The organism is Brevibacillus sp. BC25, assembly GCF_000282075.1.
Taxonomy (GTDB): domain Bacteria; phylum Bacillota; class Bacilli; order Brevibacillales; family Brevibacillaceae; genus Brevibacillus.
In genome coordinates this window covers 46,186-59,476 of sequence record NZ_AKIX01000014.1, presented here as the reverse complement: position 1 = coordinate 59,476, position 13,291 = coordinate 46,186, and the positions used below count along the sequence as shown (strand labels likewise).

Below are 13,291 nucleotides of genomic sequence, written 5' to 3'. Positions count from 1 at the left end.
AAATTTTCGAGAAGCAAGGAGCTGAATATCTCGCATGGCAAGCAAACAAGAAATACGCTCAGAAGAAACGAAACGGGCGATTTTGACGGCGGCAGCAGACCTTTTTGCTACCCGAGGCTTTGATACGGTATCCATCAGGGAAATCGCCAAGGCAGCCGGCTGTTCCCATACAACCCTCTATATTTATTTCAAGGACAAAGAAGCACTGCTTCATCATCTGTCCAAGGAACCTTTGCAAAGCTTGACTCTACAGATGGAAGAAACACTGTCCAAACAAGGACAAACACCAGAAGAGAACCTGCGTGAAATCAGCAGTCAGTTTATCCAGTTTTGCTTGCGCAATCGAACGATGTATACCTTATTCTTCATGATCAAAGCCTCTCGGATCGATGTAGAGGAACCGGAAAAAGACTTGCAAACGCTACGCAATCATTTGTTTGGTTTATTGAGTGAGGCTGTAAGAAGATGCTTGCCAAGTGACATAGAGGAAGAAAAAGCGCTGGCCCATGCTCGGATTTACTTCTACACGTTGCATGGCATCGTCGGTACGTATACACATTCCGAAGAACCATTGGACAGCTTGATGGAAAGGTTAGCACCTACATTCGCTTTATCCGTAGGTGTTTTTCTCGCAGGAAGTCAAAAAATAATGAACAGGGAGTGACGAGAGAATGATCAGAGTGGAGCAAATCTCGGCGAACATTTGGTGTATCAAAGCGTGGTTGTTGATTCCTTTGCGGGTCTGGATTGTCAGGGAGGAAGATGGCGTTACGCTTGTTGATGCGGGGATGCCATTTATGACGAAACGGATTATGGCTTTTATCAAACAGCTGAATGCAGGACCGCTCAAGCGAATTTTGCTGACGCATGGTCATTCGGATCATGTGGGGGCCGTTAAAAAAATTGCGGCGGAAGAATCTGTACCAGTCTTTGCCCATCGAATCGAGATTCCGTATATGGAAGGGAAAGAGCTGTATCCTCGTCGTAAAAAGCTGGAAGTAAACGTTCAGCCGGGCCTGGCTCAGTCTTTGCCAGAAGATGCCGAAGGGAATATAGCTCCTATTGGCGAACTGCAACCTTATCTGACACCTGGTCATTCTCCGGGGCATGTGGTGTATTATCACGAAAAGGATGGAGTGCTTTTGGCGGGAGACTTGTTTACTTCCAAACGCGGCAGATTGCATCGTCCCATGCCGATGTTTACGGCGGATATGGCTGAAGCGCTCAAAAGCAGTTTAATCGTCCGCCAATTGCGACCACGCCATTTGGAAGTATGCCATGGCAAGCCGATCGGAAATCCAGCAGAACAGCTTGATGACTATGTAAAAGAGGTTTCTACTACTTTTTCGATTCCAACTCACGTTTGGCAATCATAGGGCAATGATCGACTGAGCAATGTTGTATGAAACGAATCCCCTTTTTCTCGCGTCATAGGTTTGAGGTGATTGGATGAAAAAGGTAGGATGGCTTGGTCAACTATTTCTGATAGCGACACTATTTCTGACAGGGTGTGGGAACGGATCGTCCGCGCAAGGGACTTCGCAGTTTGCGGAACCACCACAGCCAGTCATTGAATGGAGTGGAAAAACTGCTGCGACGGTGCCTGCATCTTCCTGCTGGAGCTATAATAGCGAGGCGATCTGCAAGGATACGGCGGCACCACCGGAACTCGTCGCAGAGCAAAAGCCTGCCCCTCTGCAAGTAAAGCCTGGGGCGACGCTGACCGTCAACTTTGCCCAGCAGCCAACTGCAAATACGCTCAAGGTAACCCAATGGAACGGTATGAATGAAGTTGAGCTATCAGTGGAAAACGGCAATCAGTGGAAAGCACCCGAACAGCCGGGCTGGTATTTGTTCGATGTTCGCGGTCAGTGGACGCAAGGCGATGCAGGTCATGCATTTGTCATCGAAGTGAAAGACAACATCTGATAAACACTCCAGACGGTTATGGCCAAACAGCCATGATCGTTTTTTGCTATACTGAGGGGAAGGGAAGACTTAAAGGAGAGACAACATGCTAGAAGAATTAATAAGCTTTACGGTTGATGAGGCAGATGCAGGGCAAACCGTGCGAGAAGTACTGCAAAAGCGGTATGGTGTATCGCGTCGTTTGCTCATTCGTGCCAAGTTTAAAGGCTCCATTACACGGAATGGCGTCCTCGTATTCGTGAACGAAAAATTGCAAGCTGGCGATAAAATAGCAGTCATGGTTGAAGAAGAGGCGGAAGAGACCGTTGCCCCAGAGGACATGCCGCTCTCCATCCGTTACGAGGACGAGGATTTGATGGTCATCGCAAAGCCAGCGGGATTGGTCGTTCATCCGACAGGAAATCATCCCAGTGGGACTTTGGCAAACGGGATGATTGCTTATTGGAAAAAGCGTGGCGAGCACAGAAAGTTCCGAGCGGTGAACCGTTTGGATAAAGATACATCAGGCTTGATGATCGTAGCCAAGAATCAATGGGCGCATGAACAATTCAGCCGCATGCAGCAGATCAGGACGTTGCAGCGGACCTATCGAGCTATCGTTCAAGGGCTCGTGGAGTCAGACGAAGGTACGATTGATGCGCCGATTGGTCTGGCGGAAAATTCGTTTATCACCAGACAGGTAAGGCCGGATGGGCAGACAGCTGTTACCCATTATCGTGTGCTTGCCCGAGGGGAAGGAATGAGTTTTGTCGAGGTGAAGTTGGAGACAGGGCGCACTCATCAGATTCGTGTACATATGAGCAGTGAAGGGCACCCACTTGCAGGAGATGATCTGTATGGGGGAGAACGGGAGCATATCAGCAGACAAGCTTTGCACGCATGGGGGCTATCTTTTGTCCATCCGCGTAGCGGTCTTGCGATGAGCTGGGAGGAGCCGCTCCCACGTGATATGGAGCAGCTAGTCCAACAATTTTTTCCCGATTATCCGTGTAAGGAAATGACCTAGGCGAAAAATTTCGTCATTTCCCTCTGGAAAGCTGTAAGCGTTTTCGATATGATAGAAGATATTCGTTACAAACATTGGAAACACAACAGAGAATAGCTGGCTGTCTGCGGGGGAAAATCCCGCAAAGATTTTTTTCAGTAGCAGACTAGACCCAGCTTGCGCCTGAAGCCTGTTTCGGATCGTTTTGACAAAGAGGGTTTCCCTTTCTATTTGTCATGCACCGGAATTGCTTTGGGGGTGAGCTGGGTTTTCTTATTTGCCCAAGAGAAGGAGAGGGTTTCATGAAGCTAGTTTCCTATCGAGAAAGGGATGCTTGGCGAGCGGGGCTCTTGCACGAAGGAAAAGTCAAAGATATTGCACATGCTTGCCCGGGTGCGCCAAGCACAGTGAGTGGTTTGCTCGAGGAGTGGGAGAACTGGCTACCCGTTCTCCAAACAGCATACGAGGCACAGGATGGTTGGGATTTGGAGCAAGTCGAGCTAGGTTCGCCACTCCCACGTCCCGCCAGCTTTCGTGACTTTTACGCCTTCGAGGCCCATGTGATGACAGCGCGAGCCAACCGCGGACTTCCGATGGTGCCCGAATGGTATCACTTCCCCGTCTTTTATTTTTCAAATGCAGCAGCTTTTACAGGGACACAAGCGAATATTCGTAGACCCAAAGCAACCGAGTGGCTGGACTATGAGCTGGAAATTGCCTGCGTGATTGGAAAAGCAGGAGTAAACATTCCAGTGGAACGAGCGGAAGAGCACATCGCAGGATATTGTATCTTAAACGACTGGAGCGCCCGGGATATACAACGGGAAGAGGTCAAGGTCGGATTAGGGCCAGCAAAAGGTAAAGACTTCGCAACGTCCATGGGACCGTGGCTGGTTACACCGGAGGAGCTGGCGGATGTACGTATCACAGGCGAAAAGGGCAGCCGCTACGATCTGGAGATGGTGGCACGCATCAATGGTAGGGAGTATTCAAAAGGAAACTTCAAAGACATTCACTATACATTCGCTGAAATGATTGCCCGCGCCTCGGAGGATTGCTCCTTGTATCCCGGAGATGTCATCGGATCAGGAACAGTAGGGACTGGCTGCATTTTGGAGCTGGGGACAGAGCAGTATGCTTGGCTTGGGCCAGGTGATGTAGTAGAGCTAGAAGTGGAACGCCTCGGTGTGCTTCGCAATACGATTTGTGAATAAGGATGAAAAAGGAGGAAGGAACGTATGGCTTTTTATCAACGAATGGGGGAAGTTCCACAAAAGCGGCATACGACGTTTTACAAGCCGGATGGGGGACTGTACCGTGAGCAAGTGATGGGAACCAAAGGGTTTTCCGGAATTCAATCAATCCTGTATCACCACAATCCGCCTACCCAAGTGAGGGAGACGCGCAAATACGCAGATGTCCGCTTGGAATATGTGGAGCAGGTTGATTTGAAGCATCAGCATTTTAAAACGTTTGATGTTCAGCCGGGCGGGGACCCGATTTTCGGACGTCGCTACATGATGGGGAATACCGATGTCGTCATGGCAGTATGCGCACCTACAGAGCCGATGGATTACTTTTATCGCAATGCGGATGGGGATGAAGTCGTCTTCGTCCATCAAGGTGAGGGAGAGCTGCAAACGATTTTCGGTACACTCACTTACAAGCCGGGGGACTACCTCGTTATTCCAATCGGCACGACCTATCGGATTGTACCTTCTGTGCAGAGTCGTTTCCTCGTCATCGAGTCCCAGAATGAGATCGTGCCACCAAAGCGTTATCGCAACGAGCACGGTCAATTATTGGAACATTCGCCGTTTTGTGAACGTGATATTCGTTTGCCGGAAAAATTGGTGACGCATGTAGAAAGCGGAGACTTCGAGGTGCGCGTCAAACGCCAATCTGTGGTCTACAGCTACTTCTTTGACTTCCATCCGTTTGATGTCGTGGGCTGGGACGGTTATTTGTATCCGTATGCACTGAGTGTTCATGATTTTGAACCGATTACTGGACGCATTCATCAACCGCCACCTGTCCATCAAACCTTTGCCGGTCAAAACTTTGTCATCTGCTCGTTCGTTCCGCGGATGTACGACTATCATCCGCAAGCAATCCCTGCGCCTTACTACCACAGTAATGTAGAAAGTGACGAGGTGTTATACTACGTTGATGGCAATTTTATGAGCAGAAAAGGTATTTATGAGGGTTCTATCACTCTGCATCCAATGGGGATTCCTCACGGGCCGCATCCAGGCAAGGTAGAGGCGAGCATTGGGAAAAAAGAAACGCAGGAGCTGGCTGTTATGCTGGACACATTCAACCCGCTTCACGTTACAAAGCAAGCGTTGGAAATCGAGGATGAGGCATACATGTCAAGCTGGTTGCCACCGCAGGAATAGGAAGAGGTGCAAAAACGCAATGGAAATCGCTATTCACGAGATTGAACGGCAGGAAAAATACAAGCTCTTGATCGGATGTATCGTCCCGAGGCCGATCGCTTGGGTCACCTCGTTAGGGGAGGGGACGATCGTCAATGCTGCTCCTTTCAGCTATTTTAATGTCGCCAGCATTGAACCGATGATGGTTTCGGTTGCCGTCATGCGCAAGCCGGGTAGTGTTCCAAAAGATACGGCACGAAACATTATGCAAACGGGAGAATTCGTGGTCAATATGGTGGACGTACACAATGTGGATGCGGTCAATCAGACTTCTGCTGATTATCCGCCAGAGATCAGTGAAGTAGAGGCATTGGGGCTGGAAGTCGCACCATCTGTTCTCGTCAAGGTGCCGAGACTGCGTGCATCCCGCATCCATTTTGAGTGCAAGCTGCATCAGATTGTGGAATTAGGTAGTCCGACGACTTCGGATTTGATTATCGGGGAAGTGGTGCATGTACATGTAGCAGATGAGCTGTATCATGCAGGACGGATTGATGCAGCAGCGTTTGCACCGGTTAGCCGATTAGCGGGTCATACGTATGCGACCCTGGGCGAACAGTTTGATCGTCCCCGCCCTGTTTATGAGCCGCCTGCTAAATGATTGATCTCCGTCCAGCGACGGAGGACAAATCCCTCTACGGACCATTTTACCGGAATCGCCTATCGGGTATCCTGTAGATACAAGGCAAGCGGATACTGTAGAGAGGGTGGAATGCAATGATGGAAAGACGACTATACCGTTCTCATGATAAACGGTTATTTGGAGTTTGTGGTGGGATTGCGCAATTTCTGCGCATTGACTCTACGCTGGTACGTGTAGGAGTTGTCGTTCTCACTGTTTTTACAGGAGTACCGATTTTGCTTTACTTGCTGATGGCGATGATCATGCCAAAGGAACCGCAGTGGTCATACGCTTCTGACGGTTTCCCGATGCATGATGCACCATACAGTGGACATGCACGTATGAACGATTTGGATCAGGAGATTGACCGTTTGGAGAAGCGTGCTTTGGTACAAGAAGTGTATCGCCTGCGCGAAGAATTGGGCAAATACAAAGGATTCTAAAGCAAATAAGAGACTTCCAGGGCTTTTACGCTCATGGGAAGTCTCTTTTCACTTTTACCTATTTCGACCCTACAAAAAAATGGTCAGCAACTTCTGGAGATCGCTGCATATCATGTAAGGTGGAAAACCTACATAGGGAGGGAAAAGCAGTGTATCTCGGCGTGTTCGATTTGAATCAGCGTTTGGAGCAAACTCGCAAAATCTTGCGGGAAAAGCAACATCTGAAAAAACTGATTGAAGAAGACATCCTTGACTTGGAACAAGACGTCAAAGAATTAGAAGCGATGACGACGAAACAAGACAAGTATGCAACCAGTGCTCAGCGCTAAAACAGCTGTATGAACGACAAAAAGAGGAAGTGGCAACTGCCCGAAGAAGGCAGGGAGCCACTTTTTTAATTGTGAAGCGCTTGGTCCAAAACTTTTTCTACGATGGCAGGAACCATGCGGATCGCTGCACTATCGGTTCCGTATGTCTGGCTATCCGCGTAAGTACCTTCCATCAACAAGATAAGCGTATAGGCCAGCTCGCAGGGATGTGTAGCGCCAAGGGCAGTCGTGCGGTCCAAAAAAGCGTCGCGGATTCGTTTCTGATGCGAGCAAACCAACTCGCGAACAGGATGAACCGGATCAGGAAACTCGACAGCTACATTAATAAAACAACAGCCGCGAAATTGCTCGTTGGACGCTCGCTCAGCCAAATCAGCAAAAAACTGAATGAGCTGCTCTCGTGGCCGATTGGGATGTTTGGCGATGCTCTCTTCCCACTCTTGCCAAAATACGTCTTGCTTTCGGCTCATATAGGCGAGAATCAGGTCCGTTTTCGAGGAAAACTGCCGATAGACGCTCATTTTATTCATTCCGGCACGCTCGACGATGGCGTCTACACTGACGGTATGGATCCCTTCTTGATAAAACAATTCTTCAGCAGCGTTCAATATGATCTCTTGTGCTTTTTCTCGAGGCACGCGAGGCCGTTTTGCTTCCGTCATATACCATCCCCCATTTAGGACTTCCAGACGTCGGCGACAATTTCAAAAGAGCGCACACGATCGGCATGGTGGTACATTTGCGTCGTAATCATTAGCTCATCTGCTCCTGTAGCATCGACCAACTCTTGCAGTTTGCTTTTCACGGTAACAGGGCTGCCGATGATGGAAGAACGCAGCTGTGCTTGGACAGACAGTCTTTCGAATTCGCTCCATAGCTCATCCATATTGTCCACAGGTGGTTGGATTGGCTTGAGATCGCCGCGGACGAGATTTAAAAATGCCTGGTAATGGGAGGTGGCCAGTCGATTCGCTAGCTCATCGGTATCGGCAGCCATCACATTGACGCCAACCATGGCATATGGCTGATCCAGCACTTCCGATGGTCGGAAACAATGGCGATACGTCTGCAATGCAGGCAAGGTGAAGTTCGGCGAAAAATGCCCAGCAAAAGCAAACGGCAAGCCGAGCATACCCGCCAGTCGTGCTGAGAAATCGCTGGAACCGAGCAGCCAGATCGGGATGTTCAGACCTTCGCCAGGGATAGCGCGGATGGCTGATGCCGACTCGCTTGTTCGCGGACGAAGATATTCACGCAGCTCCTCCAATAGCTCCGGGAAATCGTCTCCACCAATCCGCAAATCGCGGCGTAGCGCACGTGCTGTTCGTTGATCCGCCCCGGGTGCGCGTCCAAGACCTAAGTCGATCCGGCCAGGATAGAGAGACTCCAGTGTCCCGAATTGCTCGGCGATCACGAGTGGAGCATGGTTGGGCAGCATAATGCCGCCTGAGCCTACACGGATTTTGCTGGTGCCTCCGGCAATGTAACCGATGAGAACGGAGGTGGCAGAGCTGGCTACGCTAGGCATTGCGTGGTGTTCGGCGAGCCAATAACGTGTAAATCCCCATTTTTCCACTTGTTGTGCCAGATTGAGACTGTTTTTGTACGATTCAGCAGCGTTGCTACCCTCCGTAATAGGTGCTAAATCAAGAACGGACAATGGGATATCTCGAAGCTGCTTAGATGAGATTGTATCGGACATGGGATGGAACCCTCCTTGTGCTTAACGGTTGCTGGTCGGAATAGTTTGTTACTGAGTAGTAACAAAACGTACTTGCATCATACGGAGCAGAAGAAGGGATGTCAACGCTTGGATGTGCGATCGAGCACATTGGGAGAAAAAGAAAAAGCCCTGACAATGCAAGGGCTTTTCGTACATCCTTATTGTTTTGTTAAGATAACAGGTCCATTCGCGGTAATAGCGAGGGTATGCTCGTATTGAGCCGACAGCTTCCCATCGCGAGTACGTGCTGTCCAACCATCTTCATCGACCATCGCGTGGTACGTCCCGATGTTCAGCATGGGCTCAATGGTAATGACCATGCCTTCTTTGAGGCGTTGTCCTCTGCCAGGAGGGCCAAAGTGAGGAACGAACGGCTCCTCATGCATTTCTTGACCGATACCATGTCCGGTAAAATCGCGCACGACGGAGTAGCCTTGTTCTTGCGCATACGTTTGGATGGCGTGAGAAATGTCACCGATCCGATTGCCTACGACAGCTTGCTCAATACCGAGATACAGCGATTTTTCAGTGACTTCCAGCAGTCTTTTCGCTTCCGGGGACACTGTTCCCACTTCATAAGACCAAGCGGAGTCAGCCAGCCAACCGTTTTTACGAACAACCATGTCGATTGTAACGATATCGCCATCACGCAGAGGCTCTTTTTTCGGGAAGCCATGGCAGATGACATCATTTACTGAACCGCATGTGGCATAGGGATATCCATGAAACCCTTTTTGCTCAGGGGTCGCGCCATTTTTAGCCAAAAATTCTTCTGCGAATTGATCAATCTCCCAGGTAGAAATGCCTGGACGAATCATCTTGGCAATCTCACGATGACAAGCAGCCAAAATCTTGCCTGCTGCATGCATGAGTTCAATTTCTTCAGGTGTCTTGAGGATAATCATCGACTCTCTCCTTCTCCTCGTTAGTCAAAAACTCTCTATAGTATATAGTGTAGTCCCGTTCTGCGCCAATTGCCACACCGAAAACGGCATGGTAGGATGAGGGAGAAATAATCAACCCTGGGGGTAGGTAGCGTGGACAAGTTTCAAGAACATCTGGCGAACTACCAGATTCATGTAAAAGAAGACGTGAAAAAACGTATTGCCTTTATTCGTGAGCAAATTGACGGAAATGGCCTCGGCGGTGCAGTCGTCGGTATTTCTGGTGGGATTGACAGTGCCGTTACGGCAGCGCTGTGTGTTCGTGCATTAGGCTCTGAACGCGTCATTGGCGTTTGGTTGCCTGCTTACTCGCAAACCCTTCATGAAACAGATTCCAAGCGACTTGCTGAAGCGATTGGATTGAATTTGCACACGGTTGATGTAGGGCCAGCCTACGACGCTTTGGTTCCTGCTATCGAGGGTGTACTTGGGCTTGATGACAAAACAAAAGGAAATACAAAGGCTCGTTTGCGGATGACAGTGTTGTACGCCGTCGCTAACCAAAAAGGATACTTGGTAGCGGATACGTGCAACCGCAGCGAGATTCATGTTGGCTATATGACAAAAGGTGGAGACGGTCTTGCCGACTTTAATCCAGTAGCAAGCCTGACCAAGCATGAGATGCGAATTCTCGCTGCTGAGCTCGGGGTGCCTGCTGAGATCATTACGAAGCCGCCTTCAGCTGATTTGTGGGAAGGGCAGACAGATGAACAGGAGATGGGCTTCACCTATGAGGACCTGGATCGTTTGCTGATTACTGGGGAAACTCGACCAGAAGCCAAAGAACGCATCGATTACCTGCATCGAATCTCTGAGCATAAGCGCAACATCATGCCAGGCATATAGATATGGCACAACCCTACAAGCTGTTTACAAGTTGTCTGTGGCAAACGACAAGTGCAGTCGTATCAACCGAGCAGCGTCTCTACTTGTTTGATCCGGCCTATTTTCCCCATGAGATAGAGGCAATTGCTGACTATGTGCAAAGGGAGAGGAATGGAAGAGAGCTCGTTCTTGTCCTGACTCACGGAGATTGGGATCATGTTGTTGGAGTCGGCAAATTTCCGGATGCCAAAGTCATTGCACAAAAGGGAATCCTGACCGATGGACGGATCGAGAAGAAGCTGAACAAGGCAAAACGGTTTGACGGGTCGTATTATGTGGTCAGATCGTATGAAGTAGGAATGCCGAATTTCACGAAATTAGTGGAGGATGCACAAGAGTGGCAGGAAGTCTTTTTCTTGCCTGTACCAGGACACACACACGACCAGATGGCGACCTTGTTCCGGGAGCAGAAGCTGCTTGTTGTCGGTGACATGCTATCCAATTTGGAGTTTCCGTTTATCGATGATAGCAGTGCCTATTTGGATAGTCTGGAAAAAATCGAGCGGTTGGTCCTTCAAGGAGATGTGGAAGAAGTCATTCCTGGACACGGAGTACCTGCAAAAGGACGCGATGAAATCCTGCATCGGATTGAGCGGGATCGCCAGTACTTGTTGGATACACGTGCAGTTGTTTTCGAGGGTATCGCCAATAACGTAGAAGAAGACGTACTGAAAGAGCAGTTTTCCCAGCTGACGTATGATGGGGTATCGATCGATGAACATCTCCGTTCCTCCCATGACGAAAACCGGGATCAACTATGCAAGGAAGCTATTTCGCAGAAAGGTTGATTATTCCACGGTTTTATAAGATAATAGGCGTTACGCAAATCTTTCTAGGAAAGAGGTGGAACAGATGTCTACGACTGAATTGATGCTGAGAACAAGTCTGGAAGGACGTGTGAAGCGTACGTTGCAAACGTACTTCCGTCGCCCTAACGACGTGTTGATCGAGGAAAGCCTCGGAGCGAACGGTTTGTCCCCAGAGCAAGTGAAAGTAACCGTGAAGCTCTTGAACGAAGAGAAAACTGTTGCCGAAATCATGGAGCACCTGCAGGATAAAGGCTACTTTGCATAACATTGCGAGCAAAAAAGACCGGACTGACATTCGATTGTCGGACCGGTCTTTTTCGTTCGAAAGATTAAGGGGTAGGGCTTTCCTCAGGTAATGAACGCCGTAATTTCTTGCGACGATACAATTGAAGGCCAGTTAAAACGAGAAAGTAGCTCACGAAAGCCACAATCAGCCCCATGAGGGCACTCCCGGTAAAATAGACAAGTCCTTTTTCTTTCACCCAGACAAGCCATTGCATCCTAGACTCATGGTGGATCAAATGCCCTTGTAACGGTTTGCCGATCAACACGTATCCAATATTGTAATTGAAAAGGATGAAAAGCGGCAAGATGAGCTTTCCAATGACAAACGCAACCAAACCAGCGGGCAAACTAGCGCGAAACAGCTTGCTTAGCGGGAAAAGCAACAGAAACGCGAGGCCAAAAGTAGGCAGGGTAATGAACTCGATGAAGATTCCGAGCGAAAATCCGCGGGCGACAAAAGCTGGAGCCCCTTTCATTCTCAGCACCTTGTAGTATTCGAATTTTAGCTTTCGATATGTTTTTTTCCACATCCGTGCTATCCCTCGTTTGTCCCAAGTCATTTGTCTGTAATATTCTCTAAGGGTAAGGCAAATGGTGAGGCTGGATTCGTTTTTCGGTTGATGTTGTAGAGTATCTCCAAGTTGGCAAAAATTAATAGTTACCATATGAGCTCTGATTTGAGAATGCGCCTTTCTTTTGGCATAATGGAAGAGGGCAGCTTGCTGGAAAAGTGGTGACATTCGTGGAAGATGTAATGGGAACCTTCGGTGACTATATTGCGCAATATGGGTATGGCGCCTTGTTTGGGTTGTTCTTTCTAGGAATTTTGGGGATGCCCTTGCCTGAAGAAACGCTGCTCGTTTTTTCTGGATTTCTTGTTTCAACGGGAAAATTGGAATTTTGGCCTACTTTTTTCGTCTGCTTTCTCGGTTCCGTTACAGCGATGACGGTGGCATACTGGATCGGCAGAACGTTAGGCTACGCTTTTCTCGAACGATATGGGAAACGATTAGGGATGGGCTACACGGTTTACAAAAAAACGGAAGAGTGGTTTAATCGCGTCGGTAAATGGGCGCTTCCGCTAGGCTATTTCATCCCTGGTGTTCGTCAGTTTACGGCCTATTTTGCGGGGATTACGCGATTGCCTTTTCCGACTTTCATGCTCTATACCTATTTGGGTGGGCTGTTTTGGAGTTTGCTTTTTGTGACGCTTGGCTGGCAATTAGGAGAACGCTGGGATGAGCTGTTTAGTTTGATTGCTCGTAACCTCGCGATTTTCTTTATCGCTTTGCTCGCATTGATCGCAACCTGGTCGTATTTCAGACACAAGAAAAATGTAAAAAAGCAATTACGGAGGGATCAGAATGAGTGAAGAAAACCGCAACGAAAATCTACTGCCTGTGGTTCAGAAGCCAACCGAACTGGTTCCTGTAGTATTACCAGAAAAACATCAGCGATTTTATGATAAATTGCGTGAAAAAATCGAAACGTTCATTAGGGACAAGGGAGTCAATGATTCCGTAGCCAATTTTATATTGCTTGCACCAGACTTGTTTGTACTCTTGGCCCGCCTTATGCTGGACAAGCGCGTAGGTGTTCAATCAAAAGCGTTAGCGGGTGTAGCGGTTGCCTACTTCATTACCCCGATTGATTTTATTCCGGAGGTATTAGTCGGCGGATTCGGACTTGTGGACGACGTTATTTTGGCTGTTTATGCTTTGCGCAAGATTTTGGTGGATATCGATGAATCGATTGTACGTGAGCATTGGAATGGCGAAGAAGACCTTTTGGCTGTCATTACGAAGGTGGTTCGATCAGCGGATGATTTAGTCGGCAAGAAAATAGTGAAAAAGCTGGAAGAAACCCTGTTCCGAAAAAAATAAGCTAGGATGGGACATA

At 48.7% G+C, this 13,291-nt stretch carries 18 protein-coding genes; 14 read left to right on the top strand and 4 right to left on the bottom strand.

Going from position 1 to position 13,291, the window contains the following annotated elements; genetic code table 11:
- The first annotated feature begins 34 nt into the window (after nucleotides 1-34).
- The 9 genes from PMI05_RS03145 (at nucleotide 35) to PMI05_RS03105 (ending at nucleotide 6,746) form a co-directional block, all read left to right on the top strand.
- Complete coding sequence (locus tag PMI05_RS03145; protein WP_007717105.1) at nucleotides 35-664, top strand: TetR/AcrR family transcriptional regulator; 630 nt, start codon at nucleotides 35-37, stop codon at nucleotides 662-664.
- A gap of 7 nt (nucleotides 665-671) precedes the next feature.
- Nucleotides 672-1,376 (top strand): MBL fold metallo-hydrolase, encoded by a 705-nt coding sequence (locus PMI05_RS03140; RefSeq protein ID WP_007717101.1) that lies wholly within the window; start codon nucleotides 672-674, stop codon nucleotides 1,374-1,376.
- A 73-nt stretch (nucleotides 1,377-1,449) separates the two neighbouring features.
- Nucleotides 1,450-1,929 carry a hypothetical protein gene (locus tag PMI05_RS03135; protein WP_007717098.1) on the top strand — a complete coding sequence of 160 codons (480 nt, stop codon included), beginning with the start codon at nucleotides 1,450-1,452 and terminating at the stop codon, nucleotides 1,927-1,929.
- 85 nt (nucleotides 1,930-2,014) lie between these two features.
- Entirely contained in the window at nucleotides 2,015-2,935 is a 921-nt protein-coding gene (locus tag PMI05_RS03130; protein WP_007717096.1) for an RluA family pseudouridine synthase, read from the top strand.
- Nucleotides 2,936-3,216: 281 nt separating this feature from the next.
- Complete coding sequence (locus PMI05_RS03125; protein ID WP_007717094.1) at nucleotides 3,217-4,128, top strand: fumarylacetoacetate hydrolase family protein; 912 nt, start codon at nucleotides 3,217-3,219, stop codon at nucleotides 4,126-4,128.
- Nucleotides 4,129-4,152: 24 nt separating this feature from the next.
- A complete protein-coding gene (locus PMI05_RS03120) occupies nucleotides 4,153-5,313 on the top strand; it encodes a homogentisate 1,2-dioxygenase (protein ID WP_007717089.1) in 1,161 nt (386 codons plus the stop codon).
- Between the two features lie 19 nt (nucleotides 5,314-5,332).
- The gene (locus PMI05_RS03115; protein WP_007717087.1) at nucleotides 5,333-5,953 is read left to right on the top strand and encodes a flavin reductase family protein; all 621 of its coding nucleotides are present in this window, start codon (nucleotides 5,333-5,335) and stop codon (nucleotides 5,951-5,953) included.
- A 116-nt stretch (nucleotides 5,954-6,069) separates the two neighbouring features.
- Nucleotides 6,070-6,417, top strand: a complete 348-nt coding sequence (locus PMI05_RS03110) for a PspC domain-containing protein (protein WP_007717084.1) — start codon at nucleotides 6,070-6,072, stop codon at nucleotides 6,415-6,417.
- 149 nt (nucleotides 6,418-6,566) lie between these two features.
- Entirely contained in the window at nucleotides 6,567-6,746 is a 180-nt protein-coding gene (locus PMI05_RS03105; RefSeq protein WP_007717080.1) for a hypothetical protein, read from the top strand.
- A gap of 65 nt (nucleotides 6,747-6,811) precedes the next feature.
- Here the strand turns inward: PMI05_RS03105 and PMI05_RS03100 are convergent, their stop codons facing one another.
- From PMI05_RS03100 to map, 3 genes are all read right to left on the bottom strand, one after another.
- The gene (locus PMI05_RS03100) at nucleotides 6,812-7,408 is read right to left on the bottom strand and encodes a TetR/AcrR family transcriptional regulator (protein ID WP_007717076.1); all 597 of its coding nucleotides are present in this window, start codon (nucleotides 7,406-7,408) and stop codon (nucleotides 6,812-6,814) included.
- 14 nt (nucleotides 7,409-7,422) lie between these two features.
- Nucleotides 7,423-8,448, bottom strand: coding sequence for an LLM class flavin-dependent oxidoreductase (locus tag PMI05_RS03095; RefSeq protein ID WP_007717071.1), 1,026 nt, complete (start codon nucleotides 8,446-8,448; stop codon nucleotides 7,423-7,425).
- Between the two features lie 179 nt (nucleotides 8,449-8,627).
- Entirely contained in the window at nucleotides 8,628-9,374 is a 747-nt protein-coding gene (gene map, locus PMI05_RS03090; RefSeq protein ID WP_007717062.1) for a type I methionyl aminopeptidase, read from the bottom strand.
- A gap of 132 nt (nucleotides 9,375-9,506) precedes the next feature.
- On the opposite strand from map, the gene nadE reads away from it, so the two are divergent.
- From nadE to PMI05_RS03075, 3 genes are all read left to right on the top strand, one after another.
- Nucleotides 9,507-10,259, top strand: a complete 753-nt coding sequence (gene nadE / locus PMI05_RS03085; protein ID WP_007717057.1) for an NAD(+) synthase — start codon at nucleotides 9,507-9,509, stop codon at nucleotides 10,257-10,259.
- A 2-nt stretch (nucleotides 10,260-10,261) separates the two neighbouring features.
- The gene (locus PMI05_RS03080) at nucleotides 10,262-11,086 is read left to right on the top strand and encodes an MBL fold metallo-hydrolase (RefSeq protein WP_007717054.1); all 825 of its coding nucleotides are present in this window, start codon (nucleotides 10,262-10,264) and stop codon (nucleotides 11,084-11,086) included.
- Nucleotides 11,087-11,150: 64 nt separating this feature from the next.
- Nucleotides 11,151-11,372: a hypothetical protein gene (locus tag PMI05_RS03075; RefSeq protein WP_007717051.1), complete on the top strand. Its 222-nt coding sequence runs from the start codon at nucleotides 11,151-11,153 to the stop codon at nucleotides 11,370-11,372.
- A gap of 64 nt (nucleotides 11,373-11,436) precedes the next feature.
- Here PMI05_RS03075 and PMI05_RS03070 read toward each other — a convergent pair whose 3' ends face one another.
- Nucleotides 11,437-11,922, bottom strand: a complete 486-nt coding sequence (locus PMI05_RS03070) for a DUF2062 domain-containing protein (protein WP_007717049.1) — start codon at nucleotides 11,920-11,922, stop codon at nucleotides 11,437-11,439.
- A gap of 212 nt (nucleotides 11,923-12,134) precedes the next feature.
- Between PMI05_RS03070 and PMI05_RS03065 the strand changes: the two genes are divergently transcribed.
- On the top strand, nucleotides 12,135-12,764 hold the full coding sequence (locus tag PMI05_RS03065; protein ID WP_039960143.1) for a DedA family protein: 630 nt from the start codon (nucleotides 12,135-12,137) through the stop codon (nucleotides 12,762-12,764).
- Nucleotides 12,757-13,275 (top strand): YkvA family protein, encoded by a 519-nt coding sequence (locus tag PMI05_RS03060; protein WP_007717045.1) that lies wholly within the window; start codon nucleotides 12,757-12,759, stop codon nucleotides 13,273-13,275. The genes PMI05_RS03065 and PMI05_RS03060 overlap by 8 nt, the downstream gene beginning before the upstream one ends.
- Nucleotides 13,276-13,291 lie beyond the last annotated feature (16 nt).